The 14,529-nt window shown below is 69.5% G+C and carries 13 protein-coding genes; 7 read left to right on the top strand and 6 right to left on the bottom strand.

From position 1 onward, the window contains the following. Position 1 precedes the first annotated feature (1 nt). Both FHU38_RS11520 and FHU38_RS11525 read right to left on the bottom strand, forming a co-directional pair. Positions 2 to 1,168 (bottom strand): serine hydrolase domain-containing protein, encoded by a 1,167-nt coding sequence (locus FHU38_RS11520; RefSeq protein WP_167170032.1) that lies wholly within the window; start codon positions 1,166 to 1,168, stop codon positions 2 to 4. After that, positions 1,165 to 2,523, bottom strand: coding sequence for a flavin-containing monooxygenase (locus tag FHU38_RS11525; RefSeq protein WP_313886743.1), 1,359 nt, complete (start codon positions 2,521 to 2,523; stop codon positions 1,165 to 1,167). Before FHU38_RS11525 ends, FHU38_RS11520 begins: the two co-directional genes overlap by 4 nt. Between FHU38_RS11525 and FHU38_RS11530 the strand changes: the two genes are divergently transcribed. The 3 genes from FHU38_RS11530 (at position 2,456) to FHU38_RS27980 (ending at position 5,217) form a co-directional block, all read left to right on the top strand. After that, on the top strand, positions 2,456 to 3,475 hold the full coding sequence (locus tag FHU38_RS11530; protein WP_243852533.1) for an MBL fold metallo-hydrolase: 1,020 nt from the start codon (positions 2,456 to 2,458) through the stop codon (positions 3,473 to 3,475). The two genes, FHU38_RS11525 and FHU38_RS11530, sit on opposite strands and share 68 nt — an antisense overlap. A 276-nt stretch (positions 3,476 to 3,751) precedes the next feature. Next, positions 3,752 to 4,552, top strand: coding sequence for a DUF4397 domain-containing protein (locus tag FHU38_RS11535; RefSeq protein ID WP_167170038.1), 801 nt, complete (start codon positions 3,752 to 3,754; stop codon positions 4,550 to 4,552). Next, positions 4,549 to 5,217, top strand: a complete 669-nt coding sequence (locus FHU38_RS27980; RefSeq protein ID WP_167170040.1) for a class F sortase — start codon at positions 4,549 to 4,551, stop codon at positions 5,215 to 5,217. The genes FHU38_RS11535 and FHU38_RS27980 overlap by 4 nt, the downstream gene beginning before the upstream one ends. On the opposite strand, the gene FHU38_RS11545 is transcribed toward FHU38_RS27980, so the two are convergent. Further along, positions 5,175 to 5,846: a carbonic anhydrase gene (locus FHU38_RS11545; RefSeq protein ID WP_313886744.1), complete on the bottom strand. Its 672-nt coding sequence runs from the start codon at positions 5,844 to 5,846 to the stop codon at positions 5,175 to 5,177. The genes FHU38_RS27980 and FHU38_RS11545 overlap by 43 nt on opposite strands. 837 nt (positions 5,847 to 6,683) lie before the next feature. Between FHU38_RS11545 and FHU38_RS11550 the strand changes: the two genes are divergently transcribed. From FHU38_RS11550 to FHU38_RS11560, 3 genes are all read left to right on the top strand, one after another. After that, positions 6,684 to 7,745: a quaternary amine ABC transporter ATP-binding protein gene (locus tag FHU38_RS11550; protein WP_313886745.1), complete on the top strand. Its 1,062-nt coding sequence runs from the start codon at positions 6,684 to 6,686 to the stop codon at positions 7,743 to 7,745. Continuing rightward, entirely contained in the window at positions 7,738 to 8,592 is an 855-nt protein-coding gene (locus tag FHU38_RS11555) for an ABC transporter permease (protein WP_167170046.1), read from the top strand. The genes FHU38_RS11550 and FHU38_RS11555 overlap by 8 nt, the downstream gene beginning before the upstream one ends. A gap of 62 nt (positions 8,593 to 8,654) precedes the next feature. Beyond that, complete coding sequence (locus FHU38_RS11560) at positions 8,655 to 9,590, top strand: glycine betaine ABC transporter substrate-binding protein (RefSeq protein WP_167170049.1); 936 nt, start codon at positions 8,655 to 8,657, stop codon at positions 9,588 to 9,590. Positions 9,591 to 9,652: 62 nt separating this feature from the next. On the opposite strand, the gene FHU38_RS11565 is transcribed toward FHU38_RS11560, so the two are convergent. The 3 genes from FHU38_RS11565 to FHU38_RS11575 form a co-directional block, all read right to left on the bottom strand. Further along, positions 9,653 to 10,144 carry a hypothetical protein gene (locus FHU38_RS11565; RefSeq protein WP_167170052.1) on the bottom strand — a complete coding sequence of 164 codons (492 nt, stop codon included), beginning with the start codon at positions 10,142 to 10,144 and terminating at the stop codon, positions 9,653 to 9,655. A gap of 92 nt (positions 10,145 to 10,236) precedes the next feature. Next, positions 10,237 to 12,609: an acetyl-CoA acetyltransferase gene (locus FHU38_RS11570; RefSeq protein WP_167170055.1), complete on the bottom strand. Its 2,373-nt coding sequence runs from the start codon at positions 12,607 to 12,609 to the stop codon at positions 10,237 to 10,239. After that, positions 12,606 to 13,730, bottom strand: a complete 1,125-nt coding sequence (locus FHU38_RS11575) for an MBL fold metallo-hydrolase (protein ID WP_167170058.1) — start codon at positions 13,728 to 13,730, stop codon at positions 12,606 to 12,608. Before FHU38_RS11575 ends, FHU38_RS11570 begins: the two co-directional genes overlap by 4 nt. Positions 13,731 to 13,849: 119 nt before the next feature. On the opposite strand from FHU38_RS11575, the gene FHU38_RS11580 reads away from it, so the two are divergent. Beyond that, on the top strand, positions 13,850 to 14,527 hold the full coding sequence (locus FHU38_RS11580) for a TetR/AcrR family transcriptional regulator (protein ID WP_167170061.1): 678 nt from the start codon (positions 13,850 to 13,852) through the stop codon (positions 14,525 to 14,527). Positions 14,528 to 14,529: the final 2 nt, after the last annotated feature.

Here is a 14,529-nt window from a genome sequence, read left to right on the forward strand (position 1 = left end):
CTCAGGTGGCTGCGGAACCCCTCGCCTCACCGAGCGCCGCGTAGGTGGCCGCCAGCAAAGCGTTGCCGCGCGAGGGATTGAGCAGCCCCGGCTCCATCGCGTTCGGAACGTAGGCCAGTGTCAGGTCGCGGTCGAGATCGTTGACCACCAGCGAGCCGCCGAAACCCGCCCACCAGCAGACGTCGCCGCCGGGTACGGCGGGCACCGCGGCCGCCGGGCCCACCGCGAGGCCCGCACCGAACCGCACGGACGTACCCAGTACCAGGTCGGTTCCCTGGCCGCGCGGTCGCAGCGCCGCCCGCACCGTCCGCTCGGACAGCAGCCGCACGCCCGCTGACTCGCCACGGCCGGAGAGCAGCGCCTGCACCCGCGCGACCGAGCGTGCGTTGCCGTGGCCACCCGCGGCGCCGATCTCCGCACCCCGCCAGCCGGGCGTGCTCGTCACCGACACGGGCACCACCGGGTTGGTCAGTGTCCTGGCGGCGATGCTGTCGGGGTCCCATGCCGTGCCCCGGGACGGCATCGCCGGGGGTGGCACCAGTGTCGCGATCCGGTCGGCGTACTCGGGAGGGGTCCCGATGTGGAAGTCGGCGGCCAGCGGTGCCGCCAACTCGGCGGCGAAGAACCGGCCGAGCGAGGTCCCCGTCACGCGCCGGACCAGCTCCCCGAGCAGGTGCCCGTAGCTCAGCGCGTGGTAACCCGAGCGCGTGCCAGGGGGCCACCACGGTGGCTGCTCGGCGAGCCGTGCCGCCGCCGGTTCGGTGTCGTACAGCTCTTTCAGGGTGATCGGGTCGGCCCAACCGGACACGCCCGAGGTGTGGGACAGCAGGTGGCCCACCTCGACGCCGTCCTTGCCGGCGGCGGCGAACTCCGGCCAGTAGCGCGACACCGGTGCGTCCAGTTCCAGCTCGCCACGGTCCACCAGCAACAGCACGGCCAGTGCCGTCATCGGCTTGGTCACCGAGTACACGTTGACGATGGTCTCGGCCGCCCACGACCGGTGGTCGTGCTCGCCCATCCGCCCGCCGTGCAGGTCCACCACCACCTCACCGCCGACCGACACGCACACCGACGCGCCGACGTCGGTGCCCGAGGCGAGGGAGCGCTCGAGCAAGGCCCGCAGCGAGGCGAACCGGTCCTGGCAGTGCCCTGCCACGACAGCGGTCATGCCGCCGCCCTCCTGGCCCCTCGCAGCAGTTCCTTGCGCAGGTCGGCGACGTAGCGGTTGAAGTCAACCTGGATGGTGTGGCGGGGGGAGTCGTAGAAGTGTCCAAGATGGTCGCGTTCGTCGCGTTCGATGGTGGCCAGCATCTCCTCCTCCGGTGGCAGCACGTACCAGCCCTTCAGCAGCGCCGCGACGAGCTTGCTCTGCTGCTCGGCGAAGTTGACCAGGGTCGGATTCGGCTGTGCGAGGCCGAGGTAGAACAGGTTCGGGATTCCTGGTTTGATCATCCGCTTGAACAGCCGCAGCCGGTGCCGTTCGTCGGGCAGCAGCGCCGGGTCGTCGAAGAACGGGAAGCTCATCTCGTACCCCGTGGCGCACACGATCACGTCGACGTCCTCGACACTGCCGTCGGCGAACCGCACCCGGCTGCCCTCCAGCGCCGAGATGGCGGGTTTGACACCGATGTCGCCGGAGCCGACCCGCGTGAGGAACTCGCCGCTCACCGACGGGTGCGCCGAAAGGGGTTCGTGGTCGGGCGCGGGCAGGCCGTAGTTCTCCATCGGCCCCAGCGTCTTCTTGATCATGCGCCGCGCCATCGCGAGGCCGACCTTCCTCGGCAGCCAGGGTGGCCTGGACATCTTGTCGGCGGGTACGCCCTTGCGGTACTTCGACAGCACCCAGACCCCTCGCCTGGCCGAGACCCACAGCCGTTGTGCGATGAACCGCTGGGACAACTCGGAGGCGATGTCGAGCCCGGAGTTGCCCAGCCCCACCACGACGATCCGCTTGCCGTGCATGTCGACCGGCTCACCCGGATGGCGATAGCTGCGGCTGTGGATGAGTTCGCCGTCGAAGGTACCCGGGTAGTGCGGCAGCCTCGGCTTCCAGTGGTGCCCGTTGGCGACCACGAGCGCGTCGTAGCCGCGCTCCTCGCCGCCGGAGAGCCGCACGGCCCAGCGTCCGTCCCCGGTCCGGCGCGCGTGCTTCACCTCGGTGTTGAAGGTGATGCTGTCGCGCAGGCCGAAGTGATCGACGTAGTCGTGGAAGTACCGCAGAACCTGCGAGTGGTGCGGGAAGTCGGGCCAGTCGGCCGGTACCGCGAAGTCCTCGAACGCCATCCGCCACTTCGACGTGTCGATGTGCAGGCTGCTGTAGCAGGCGGAGCGCCCGTTGGGGTTGCGGTAGTACCAGTTGCCGCCGATGTCGTCGGACATCTCGAAGCAGTCGTAGTCGATCCCGTGGTCGGCCAGCCGCTTGGCGGTGGTGAACCCGGAGACTCCCGCGCCGATGATGCAGACCCTGGGTGGGTTCCCCGCACCCGCTTCCCGTCGTGTCAGTTCAGCTCGCCACAACGCCACCCGATCATGGTGCCGCTCGGCAGCTAACGAAGCAAGTGCTTGGTTGAGACCAGCAGGGGCGTCGCGTCGCGCTGCCGCCACGGGAGTTTGGGTGTTGCATTGGCCTGTGGGGCACGTGGGACGCGGCTTTGCGGGACGCACAGGCGGCGGTGGGGCGGCCGCTGGTCGGGCACTGGTTCCGTGGCGGATCGCGCCGCGGGTCTACTGCCTCGGTCCGTCCGGCAGGGCTGGGACCAACGTCTTCTTCGTGCGCTCGGCTACATCCTGGACACTCGTCGACACGGGCTGGGCGAGCGACGCCGACCGGATCGAGCGTGCCGCGGCCGCGTTGCTCGGCGGGGACACCCGCCCGGACGCGATCCTGCTCACCCACTGCCACCCCGACCACTCGGGCGCGGCGGAGCGACTGGCCCGCGACTGGGACTGCCCGGTCCACCTGCCTGCCGAGGAGGTGCCGATCGCCATCGGTGACTTCGCCGCGATGGTCGCCGACGCGGGACCACTCGACCGCTGGGTGGTGTTGCCGATGCTGCGTGCGCTCGGCAGGCGGCGGCGCGAGGCCGTGCTCGCCCGCTCGAGGCTGGACTGCTCCCTGCGTGCTTTCCGGCCCGGCACGGACGTGCCCGGCATGCCCGGCTGGGAATGCGTGCCGACGCCGGGTCACACGCGTGGCCACGTGTCGTACTCCCGGCCTGCCGACGGCGTGCTCATCACCGGTGACGCGGTGGTGACCCTGCGGGTCAACTCGCCTGCCGGGCTGCTACTGAGCAGGGAGGGGATCTCCGGGCCGCCGTGGTACACGACCTGGGACCGTCGGCTCGCCCGCGAGTCGGTCGCCAGGCTCGCCGACCTGGAGCCGAGCGTGCTCGCCTGCGGGCACGGCACCCCGATGACCGGACCGGACACCGCGGAGGCGCTTCGCGCTCTGGCCGAGCGTCTCGGCGGCCACTGAGCGCTGGAACTGCCCGCCGCCGCCGGATGTCAACGGCCCCACCGGCATGAGCACCGCCGCCGCGTTCCCCTTCCGGGGGTCGTCCGGTCGGCGGGTTCGTGCAGTAGCCGTCTCCGGACGGTCTACAGCCCTGAAGAGCGGAAGCGAGAGCGCTTCCGACGAGATCACACGAACGCGATCACGGGCTGTGGCGCCGAACCGCAGGCGACGTCGGTGACGTCGATTGCGGACCAGCGCGGCGCTGACCCGGTCGAATCCCGAGAGAGGAGTTAGGCCATGAGGTGGAAAACCATAGCGGCCGTGTTGTGCGGCGCGAGTTGCGCGCTCGCGTTGGCCCCTGCCGCGGCCGCTCAGCAGACCGCCACGGCTTACGTCGTGCACGGCATTCCGGACACCCCGGTCGACGTCTACGTCGACGGTGAACGCGCCATCGACGACTTCCAGCCGGGCACCGTCGAGGGGCCCGTTCAACTGCCCGCGGGGCCACACGAGGTCACGCTGTATGCCGCGAACACGCCCGACAACTCGGGTGCGCCACTGGTGCGGGCTGAGGCGAACGTGCAGGCGGGTGCCAACCTGAGTCTCGTCGCCCACCTGACCGTCGACGGGGAGCCGACGATCACACCGTTCGCCAACGACGTCGCGCCGGTCCCGGCAGGCGAAGCCCGGCTCGTGGTGCGACACACCGCGGCCGCCCCCGCGGTGGACGTGCGCGCGGGCGGTCAACCGGTGATCACCGGCCTGACCAACCCGAACCAGCGCGCGCTGCAGGTGCCATCGGGCACCGTGTCGGCCGATGTCACTCTCGCGGGCACCGACCAGGTGGTACTCGGCCCCGCGAACCTGAACCTGTCCGAGGGCACGGCCACGTTCGTGCACGCAATCGGATCGGCGTCGGCGGGCAACCTCTCGCTGGTGTCGTTCACCGTCAGCGGGCTGCACAGCGCGCCATCCGGTGTCCCGGCTGGCTCCGGCACGCCAGCCTCGGGTGCACCGTGGGCCGCGCTGGGGGCGGTCGGGCTGCTCGTGCTGGCGAGCGGTGCCATGGCAGGGCGGTTGCGCCGGTCGCCGCGGTGACAAGACGGTTCACCGCGCGCGCGGGGGCGACGTGGCTCGGCCTCGCCATGGTCGTCACGGCGGGCACCGGATGGTTGAACACCGGGTCCGGCCCGACCGAACCGGCGGGGTTCGCAGACCCCTCCGCCCGTGGGTCCGCGGTGAGTTCACCGTGGACCCACGGGGCCTCCGGCGCACCCCCAGAGCAGGGTTCGCCCGGCAAGCACGACCCGGCCCGGGAGTCCGTCCGGGAGGTGCGGCTGCCTGAACGTGACGTGCGGATACCGGTGATCGCGGTGGGCGTGGCCGCTGACGGCACCATGCGAGTGCCCGAGGATGTGCGAGTCGCCGGTTGGTACCGCTTCGGTCCGAAACCGGGTGATCCTCGGGGCTCGGCGGTGATCAGCGGCCACATCAACGATCGGGACCAGGGCCGCGGTGTCTTCGGGGTGCTGACCGAGGTCACCGAGGGCGAGCCGGTGGTCGTCACCATGGCGGACGGCAGCGCCGTGCGCTATCGAGTGACAGCCCGAAGGCTCATCGACAAGGGCGAGGCTGACATGCCGCGCCTGTTCGAGCGCGACGGTGCCCCTCGACTCACGCTCATCACCTGTGGCGGCCCGCTCGACCGATCGACGCACGACTACCGGGCCAACATCGTGGTGACCGCCGTGCCCAGCTCCTGACCCGGGACCGTGCCGAGACCATGGCGCGCCACGACATGCACACGCCCGTTGTCGAGTTGGTAGGTGAGGCCCACCACGGCGCTGCGGTGCCCGGCGACCGCGTCGGCCAGCGGCCTCGAACGGTCCAGGAGCAGTTCGGTGGTGTTGTGCACGTGGCGCCTGCCGATGGCGTCACTCTCGGTGATGCCGGCCGTGTGCGCGGTGACGATCTCAGGGCTGAGTCGCTCGACGATGTGCCGCAGAAAACCCGGCGGCATGACTCCGGTGTCGTAGGCCCTGATCGCGGAACCGATGGCTTCGCAGTTGTCGTGGCCGAGAACGACGACAAGTGGTGCGCGCAGCGCCGTGACACCGAACTCGACGCTGGCGAGAACGTCGGTGCCGACCAGGTGGCCGACGGTACGCACGACGAACAGGTCACCGAGCCCCCGGTCGAAGATGATCTCCGCTGCCAGCCGGGAGTCGGAGCAGCCGAGCACCACCGCGAACGGTCGCTGCGCGTTCACGCCCTGCCGCCTGGCAGCGTCCTGGTTGGGGTGCCGTGGCTGACCGGTGACGAACCGGCGGTTGCCTTCGAGCAGGGTTCGCAGGGCCCGCGCCGGGGTGGCTGGCCGGGCGGATGCGGGCACGGTCGGTTGGTGTGGTGTTGCTCGCACGTTGGGAGTCCTCTTCGTGATCGTCGGCGCGTTCATGGTTGCCCGCGCCGAGGAAGGCGCTGAGGTCTCCCTCGACCCGCGAGGTTGGCATCGCGGGCCGCCTGCGCCAGATCCGGATCGGCCGGATCGTGCTGACGACGAAAGCCGCTGGTGGAGGTACTCCCCTCCCCATCGAGATTGACGAAGTCTGGTTCGTCTGTCAAGTCGCTAGTCCGGCTCGGCCTGCCGTGCGAGGGCTGGGCGGTGCCGGCGCGGGGCGGGCCGAGCCCCTCCGCTGTCACTCCCGGTGGCAAGCAAGTCCGCAGTGGACTTCCGGACTGCCGGTGGTTTCCGCCTCCGAAATGGTGTCCCGTGCGAATCTGGCAGTCATTTTTCCCTGTCGATACTCGATCTTTCGATCTGCTGTCCGCAGTGGACAAGGCGGCGAAAGGGCAGCGAGCCCCGACCCCCGCGAATCCCACGCGGGCTCGCATGTCGAACCGGTTCGCTCGCAAGGATGGATCCTGGTGTGACCGCGATGACGATGTGACGTAGCGAATCCATACGCCCGTAAGTAGCACGGCCATTTGGTACGGATGGAGTACTATTTTCCTTCAGATGAAGCGCGGAGTGTTACGACCAGGTCTCGATTGGCCGGTGGGTTCGTCGTTGTTGTCCGCCCGTTGTCGTAACGCCCGTTCCGAAACAGGTAGGTTGCTTAGGAACGACGAGAGGACGGGTCCCGAATGGCCCTGGCCGTCGTGCTGAACGTGACACGACGGGCACGCGCGGTGATCGCGCCGGGCCACGCTCGTCCCACCCGAGTGAAAGGTGATTGTGGCCGCGATACGGACGGAAGGCCTCTACAAGATCTTCGGTCGGCGCGCCGACGAGGCGCTGCGTCGGCTGCGGGACGGGGCCACGAGCGAGGAGGTGACCTCGCTCGGAGTCACCGCTGCCGTCATCGACGTGACGTTCGAGGTGCGACCGGGCGAGATCTTCGTGGTGATGGGACTGTCGGGATCGGGCAAGTCCACGTTGATCCGGATGCTGAACGGACTGCTACCCGCCACGGCGGGGCATGTCTACGTCGGTGACGACGACGTGGCCGCGCTCGACGACGCCGCACTGCGAGAGTTGCGCCGCGACCGGATGAGCATGGTGTTTCAGCACTTCGCGCTGCTTCCGCATCGGACGGTGCTGGAAAACGCCGCGTACCCGCTGAAGGTGCGCGGGGTGAGCAAACCCGACCGTGCTGACAAGGCGAGGGAAGCGCTGGAGATGGTCGGGTTGAAGGGCTGGGAGGACCGGCTCCCGCACCAGCTCTCCGGTGGTATGCGGCAGCGGGTCGGCCTTGCCCGCGCGCTCGCCGCCGAGACCGAGATCATGCTCATGGACGAGGCGTTCTCCGCGCTGGACCCGCTCATCCGCAGGGAGATGCAGGATCAGTTGCTGGAACTGCAGCATCGCCTCGGCAAGACCATCGTGTTCATCACCCACGACCTGAACGAGGCCATGCGGCTGGGCGACCGGATCGCCATGATGCGCGCAGGCAGGATCGTGCAGATCGACACCGCCGAGGGCATTCTGCGTTCGCCCGCCAACGACTACGTCGCCCAGTTCGTGCAGGACGTCGACCGCAGTCGGGTGCTGACGGCGGGTGCTGTCATGGAGCGCGCCGACGGTGGGACGCCCGACCCCGGCCAGCCAACGGTCGGGCCGGGCACACCGCTGGTGGAGGTGTTCGGAGCGGCCGCGAGCAGCGCCCTGCCGGTGGCCGTGGTGGACGAGACACAGCGCGTGGTGGGGGTCGTCGGGCGCGAGGCACTGCTCGCCGCGATGAGCGAGGACGGCTCCAACCACGCCGAGCGCGGGGAGGTCAGCCGTGGATGAGTGGCGCATCCCACTCGGCGAGTGGGTGGACGACTTCGTCGACTGGCTGCTCGACAACTTCCGGCCCGTGCTCAGCGGGATCCGCGATTTCCTGGTGTGGTCGTTCGAGGAGTTGTCCAGCCTGCTGACGCTGCCGCCGGCCTGGGCGATGATCCTCATCCTCGGTGCGCTCGCGTGGCTGGCACGTGGTTGGAAGCTGGGGATCGGCGGAGCGCTGTCGCTGCTGTTCATCATGCTGATCGACCAGTGGGACAACGCGATGCAGACGCTGGCGCTGGTGATCATCACAGTGGTCGTGGCGGCGGTGCTGGCGGTTCCGATCGGCATCCTCGCCGCTCGATATCGCGTCGTGAGCAACGTCTTGCGGCCGGTGCTGGACCTCATGCAGACCATGCCGCCGCTGGTGTACCTCATTCCCGGAGTGGTGCTGATCGGCGTCGGGCCGCAGGCGGGCATGGTGGCGACCGTGATCTTCGCGATGCCGCCGGGTATCCGGCTCACCGAGTTGGGCATCCGGCAGGTCGATTCCGAGGTGGTGGAGGCCGGGCATGCCTTCGGCAGCACGCCGGGTGCCATCCTGCGCAACATCCAGCTTCCGCTGGCCATGCCGACGATCATGGCAGGGATCAACCAGGTCATCATGCTGTCGCTGTCGATGGTGGTGCTTGCCGGGTTCGTCGGCGCACCGGGGCTGGGCCAGCAGGTGCTTTCCGCTATTTCCCAATTGGACGTCGGCCTCGGTGTCGAGGCCGGGCTGTCCGTGGTGATCCTCGCGATCTACCTGGACAGGGTGACCGCGGCTCTCGGGTCGCGGTCGGCGGTCGCGCGTCTGCAGAAGACCGCGTGAGCCGTCACGAGCGAACAGTCACAACGCGGGTAACCAGTTCGGATGCCCTAGGAGAGATTGAGATGCGAGTGAGCAAGTTCGGAAGGTCCGCGCGACTGATCGCCGGGCTCGCCGCCGGTGCGCTGCTGCTGGCCGCCTGCGGTGGCGGTGACGGCGGCGACGGAGACCAGCAGGCGGGCCAGGGCGGCGAAGGTTCGCTGCAGGGCCAGGACATCACCATCGGTGTGTTCAACGGGTGGGAGGAAGGCATCGCCGCTTCCTACCTGTGGGGCCACATCCTGGAGCAGGAAGGGGCCAACGTCAGCTACGAGACCGCCGATCCCGGCCCCATCTACGCGGGCGTGGCGCAGGGCCAGTTCGACGTGTCGTTCGACGCGTGGCTGCCCGCCACCCACGAGGACTACTGGAAGGAACACGGCGAGGACCTGGAGGACCTCGGGGTCTGGTACGACAACGCGCCGCTGACCATCGCGGTGAACGAGGACGCGCCCATCCAGTCGCTGGACGAACTGGCCGGTGCGGCCGACCAGTTCGGCGGCAAGATCGTCGGGATCGAGCCGGGCGCCGGGCTGACGAAGATCACCAAGGAGCAGGTGATCCCGCAGTACGGCCTGGAGAACATGAAACTGGTCGAGTCCTCCACTCCGGCCATGCTGGCCGAGCTGCAGGGCGCCATCGACAGGGGCGAGAACGTGGTGGTCACGCTGTGGCGGCCGCACTGGGCCTACGACGCGTTCCCGATCCGCGACCTGAAGGACCCGAAGAACGCGCTCGGCGACCCCGAGGAGATTCACTCCTTCGCGCGTCCAGGGTTCTCCGAGGACCTGCCGCAGGCCGCCGAGTGGATCGGCAACTTCAAGATGACCGACGAGCAGCTCAGCTCACTCGAGAAGATCATGTTCTTCGAGAACAAGGGTGAGAAGAACGCCGAGTCGGTCGAGCAGTGGCTCAAGGACAACCCCGACTTCATCGACTCGCTGAAGGCGGGCAAGCTCTAACCGAGCCGGCGAAACGGCCGCCCTCCCACCTCGCGTCGTGGGAGGGCGGCCGTTTTCGCGTTTCAGGGACGTTGCTGCGACGGCGAGTACGCAGGCTCGTCGGGTGGGACGAGCGTGCCGAGGTCGATCGGATCTTCGTCCGAGGCGTCGATCGACGACTGGATACCCGGCGCGATGACGGGCGACTCCGGCGGCCGGGGGTGCGACTCCATGGCCCTGCGCTCCACCATCTCGGCGCGGGAGTCCACCGCGTCCACCTCGGCGGTAGGCCGCACCGGCTGCTGGGTCACCACCACGGTCACATCCTCGCCCGGCCGCGTGGCCGGTGGCGCGGTGGTGCCGCCCGCCGTGCTCGCCGGGGTGAGGGTGCGCAGCCGCAGGTCACGGATCTCGTCGAGTACCGACTGCGTGGCCGCGGGCCGATCGGAAACCGCTTCGGGTTCACGTGACTCGGGGGAGGGCCACAGCGCGACCGTCAGCACGGTTGCGGGCACGGCGGCGCCGAGCAGCCCCACCGAGGTCCACAGTGCACGCCGAGCGGGGATTCTTCGCATGTGTGCCAGGTCCTCTCGTCTGCCGAAGCGGCGGTCCGGACATTCCGGACGCGCGGGAGCAACCTACCAGGCGGGTCGGGGCGCGGCAGCCGTCACCGGTTGCGCCACACCGGAGGTCGCTTCTGCGCGAACGCGGTGATGCCTTCGATGGTGTCCGCGCTGACGAGCAGGTCGTCCATCGCGCTGGTCGGGTGGGTGACCGCGTCGATGACGTCAGGTATGCCCTGGGTCTGTTCCATGACCTGCAGCGAAGCCCGCACCGAGGTGGGGGAGCCCTCCAGGATCTCCGCGGCGAGCTCTCTCGCCGCCCGCAGCGCGGTGCCCTGCTCGACGACCCGGTTGACCAGTCCCCAGTGCTGTGCCTGCTGCGCGCTGATCCGCTTGCCGGTGAGGATCATCTCGCTCGCCACCTTGGGCGGCACGGTCCTCGGTAGCCTGATCAGACCACCGGCGCCCGCGATGAGGCCCACACGCACCTCGCTGAGCGCTAACTGCGCGGTCTCGTCGGCGACGACGAGATGGCAGGCCAGCGCGATCTCCAGGCCGCCTCCCATGGCGAAGCCGTTCACCGCGGCGATCACCGGCTTGTGCATCTGGCGCCTGCTGGTCAGCCCCGCGAAGCCGTTCTTGGGCACCCACAACTGCTTGCCGGAGGCGGAGTACATCAGGTCGTTGCCCGCGCTGAACGCCTTGTCCCCTGCACCGGTGAGGATCGCCACCCACAGCTCGTCGTCGGCGAAGTAGGCGTCGAAGATCTCGTCCAGTTCCTGATTGGCCGGTGGGTGCAGGCTGTTGCGGGACTCCGGCCGGTTGATGGTGATCTCCAGTACGTGCCCGTCCCTGCGGACCTCGACGAACTCGTACCGCTCCCGCAGTACCTTGGGCCTCGGCGGGAACAGCTCGTCCATCCGCTCGGCCGTGGTGGTGACACGGTTGCCGAACCCGAAGGAACGCGCGTAGACCCGCGTGCCGATCGGCTCGCCCGTAACCAGCCGGTCGAGGAGCTCCTCGTCCTCGCTGTGATTGGTGGCGACGAAGCGACGCCCGTCGGCCTCAAGCCTGCCGACCACCACCGCGGTGCGCTTGCCGTCACGGCCGTACTTGACGGTGTAGGTCTCGATGGTGGCCCAACCGTCGGCCTGCGGGGCGTGGCCGGGAGCGGGCCAGGAGTCGATCTCGGCCTGGATCTCGGCACTGGTGTCCGCACGCCAGTTGACCGGCGTCGTGGAGTACACGCCGACGGAGTACTTGCTGAGCATGCCGCCGTTGGCCCCGACGAGGCCGTAGCCGCCCGGCCGCTGCCGCAGCCGCGACACGGTCTCGGCGATGGCGTGCATGGAGTAGTTGTTGCCCGGACCGCCGAAGAACGGAAGGCCACCCGTGACGGTCAGGCCGCGTGGGTCGTCGGTGGCCAGTCCCAGCCCGTCGCAGACGGCGAACACCGCGATCGGGAAGCAGCTGTACAGGTCGATGCTGTCCAGGTCGGCGACGGTGATGCCCGCGGTCCGCAGCGCGTGTTCCACTGCCAGCACGGCGGCGGGCGCCCTGCTGAGATCCTCTCGCTCGAACAGCGGGCGCTCGCGCGTGTCGGCGTGCCCATGCAGGAACACCCAGTTCGCCCGAGGCACGCCGAGTCGCTCCGCGGCCCCCACCGACATCACCAGCACGGCCGCGGCCTGGTTCACCTTCTCCCGCGCCACCAGGTATCGCGGGTAGGGGTCCACGATCGGCCGGTTGGACTCCGACGGCGTGGCCAGTTCCCGTGCGTCGTGCTCGAAGGGCGCCGCCGCGTGCGGGTTCGTGGCGGCGACCTTGGTGAACGGGGCGAACAACTCGCCCATCGCGATGGCGTAGTCCTCCCGCGACAGCTTCAGCCGCGCCCGCCTGGCGTTCTCGAAAAGCGCGTACTGCGCGGGCACGTCGGCCAGGCCGTGGTCCAGTTGCTCGCGGGTGATGAGGCCTTGCAGGCCGAAGCCGCGATCTTCCAGGCTTGCATCGACGTGCTCGGTGAAGTCGGGCTTGTCGTCGGCGCTTGCCAGGTGCTGCACGGTGGAGATCGCCTCGGACCCGAACGCCAGCGCGACCTCACTGCCGCCCGCCGCGATGGTGGCGGCCAGTTCGGTGATCAGGTGTTGCGGCCCCTGCCCGCCGGACACCTCGAGGACGGCCCTCGCGGGGGAGGCGCCGACTCGGTTGGCGACGGAGCGCGGGTAGTTGTCCGACCGGCCAAGCGGTGCGCTCGCGACCGGGCTGGAGTTCTCGAACTGCCGGATGCCCGCCACGGTGTCGACCGCACCGGCGAGCGCACCCTCGTCCGCACCGGCGTCGCGCAGCGCCGCCCGCACCGCCTGCGCGGCAAGGTCCACAGCGGACAGTCCCTTGTAGCCCGGCTCGCCGATCCGCTCGCTGAACTGGCCGGCGCCGACAACGACGGGCGTGCTCGGGTCGAGTTCGGTGCCGGTCATGCTGTGCTCCTGTGCGTCGAGTCGGCGGCGCGGGTACGCCGAACGCGGAGGGTGGTCGTCGTGGTGTCGGGCGGCAGCCAGGCGATATCACCGAGCCCGACCAGGTAGTCCAGGTGCGCGGTGGTCTCCGCGATCGCGCCGAACCGCATCATCCCGATGTCGGCCCACGGGCGGGACCAGGTCAGCTGCTCGGCGACCTGCCACAGCGTCGGTTCGACGAGGCCGTCGACGACCTCCAGGATCTCGGCGCAGCGCTGCGCGTGGTGCAGGCGTAGTTGCCGCGCCCGCGCCGCTATGCCGCGGAACCGGTACTCGTGGGCGGGCAGCGCGTCGTGGTCGTCGTAGTCGGCCGTGCGGTCCAGCGACTCCAGGAAGCGGCGAAGCGGTGCGTCGGTGGACGCGGGGTGCATGCCGATGTTCGGTGTGATGCGCGGCAGCACGTGGTCGCCGGTCAGCAGCACCCGCGCGTCCGGCTCCTGTAGGCACAGGTGTCCGGGGGTGTGGCCGGGCGTCCACACGGCGCGCAGCCTGCGGCCCTTGACGGGGGCCAGCTCGCCGTCTTCGAGCAGCACGTCCGGTTCGGCCATCGCCTTGCCTCTGGGGTCGGACTCGGAGCCGAGGGTGCCCAGCAGTTGCGCGATGTCGGTCTCGGCCGCGCCGAGCACCCGCAACCAGTCGGCGGTGCCGTCGCGGTGTTCGCGTTCGGATGCGGCCAGGCGCTGCGGAAGCGTGTCCCGCTCGGCCGGGTGCATGGCGATCCACGCACCGGACTGCTCGCGCAGCTTCGTCGAAAGGCCGTGGTGGTCCGGATGGACGTGGGTGGCCACGATGCCGGTGATGTCAGTGACCGAGGCGCCGGCGTGTTCGAGTCCGGTGAGCAGCGTCTGCCAGCCTTCCTCGGCGTCCCAGCCCGGGTCGACGACGACGAGGCCGTCGGCACTGGGGACGAGGTAGCTGAGCGTGTAGCGCAGCGGGTTGTCAGGGATCGGCACGGGAACGGACCAGATGCCGCCACGCAGTCGTTCGACGGGTGGCAGCGTCTTGCGCTGCCACGCCGCGCGCTGCAGCGTGCCGAGCACAGTGATCCGCGAGACGTCCCTGGCGCAGGGATCAGTCGCCATTGCTCACCGACTTTTCTAGACGGATTTCGTCTGAAACAATGGCCACACGATAACGTCGTGTGGACGACCGTTCAACGAGCGCTTGATCACGTGTCGGGCGGGTTTGGCGAGCTGCGGGTATGGCGAGTAATCCTCGGGTGACGGCGGCGGACACCTCCAATCTCGGCCGTCCACGTGATCCCGGGGTGGACCGGCGAGTGCTCCGTGCCGCGGCGGAGGTCTTCGGCGAGAGCGGCTGGGGCAGCTTCACCGTCGACGCGGTGGCCCGCAGGGCGGGCGTCGGCAAGGCATCGATCTACCTGCGCTGGCCAAACAAGGAGGCGCTGCTTTCCAGCGCGCTGGCGGCCCTGGTCGGCCGGGTCTCCGACATCGACACCGGCTCGGTGCGGCACGACCTCGTGCGGCTCGCCGAGCAGATGCTGAAGTCCTACTTCGGTATCTCCGGCCGTGCCACCGTGCGACTGATGCTGGAAGCGGGCCGCATTCCCGGTGTTTCGCACACGCTGGAGCGGCTGCGCGAGTCGCAGGTGCTCGCGGCGCGGGCGATCGTGCGGCGTGGCATCGCCAGGGCAGAGTTGCGTGAGGACGCCAGCGTGACCCTGCTGCTGGACGCGATCTGCGGTGGCTGCCTCAACCACGTGCTGGCCACACCCGACCACCTTCGCGACGAGGTCGGGGCGCGGCTGGCCGACTACGCGGGCGAGCTGGTGGACTTCGTGCTCGGCTCCGTCGTCTCCCTTCCCGTCTCCTCCTCGTCCACCACCTCGACTCCTCCGGGGCGACGTTCGTCCGAATAGCC

The sequence above is a fragment of the Saccharomonospora amisosensis genome (assembly GCF_011761185.1).
In the GTDB taxonomy this organism is placed as follows: domain Bacteria; phylum Actinomycetota; class Actinomycetes; order Mycobacteriales; family Pseudonocardiaceae; genus Saccharomonospora_A; species Saccharomonospora_A amisosensis.

Coding starts and splice junctions, on each gene's coding strand:
- FHU38_RS11580 (WP_167170061.1), top strand. CDS start 13,850: ATGGCGAGTAATCCTCGGGTGACGGCGGCGGACACCTCCAATCTCGGC.
- FHU38_RS11565 (WP_167170052.1), bottom strand. CDS start 10,144: ATGCGAAGAATCCCCGCTCGGCGTGCACTGTGGACCTCGGTGGGGCTG.
- FHU38_RS11535 (WP_167170038.1), top strand. CDS start 3,752: ATGAGGTGGAAAACCATAGCGGCCGTGTTGTGCGGCGCGAGTTGCGCG.
- FHU38_RS11570 (WP_167170055.1), bottom strand. CDS start 12,609: ATGACCGGCACCGAACTCGACCCGAGCACGCCCGTCGTTGTCGGCGCC.
- FHU38_RS11520 (WP_167170032.1), bottom strand. CDS start 1,168: ATGACCGCTGTCGTGGCAGGGCACTGCCAGGACCGGTTCGCCTCGCTG.
- FHU38_RS11560 (WP_167170049.1), top strand. CDS start 8,655: ATGCGAGTGAGCAAGTTCGGAAGGTCCGCGCGACTGATCGCCGGGCTC.
- FHU38_RS11530 (WP_243852533.1), top strand. CDS start 2,456: ATGCAGACCCTGGGTGGGTTCCCCGCACCCGCTTCCCGTCGTGTCAGT.
- FHU38_RS11575 (WP_167170058.1), bottom strand. CDS start 13,730: ATGGCGACTGATCCCTGCGCCAGGGACGTCTCGCGGATCACTGTGCTC.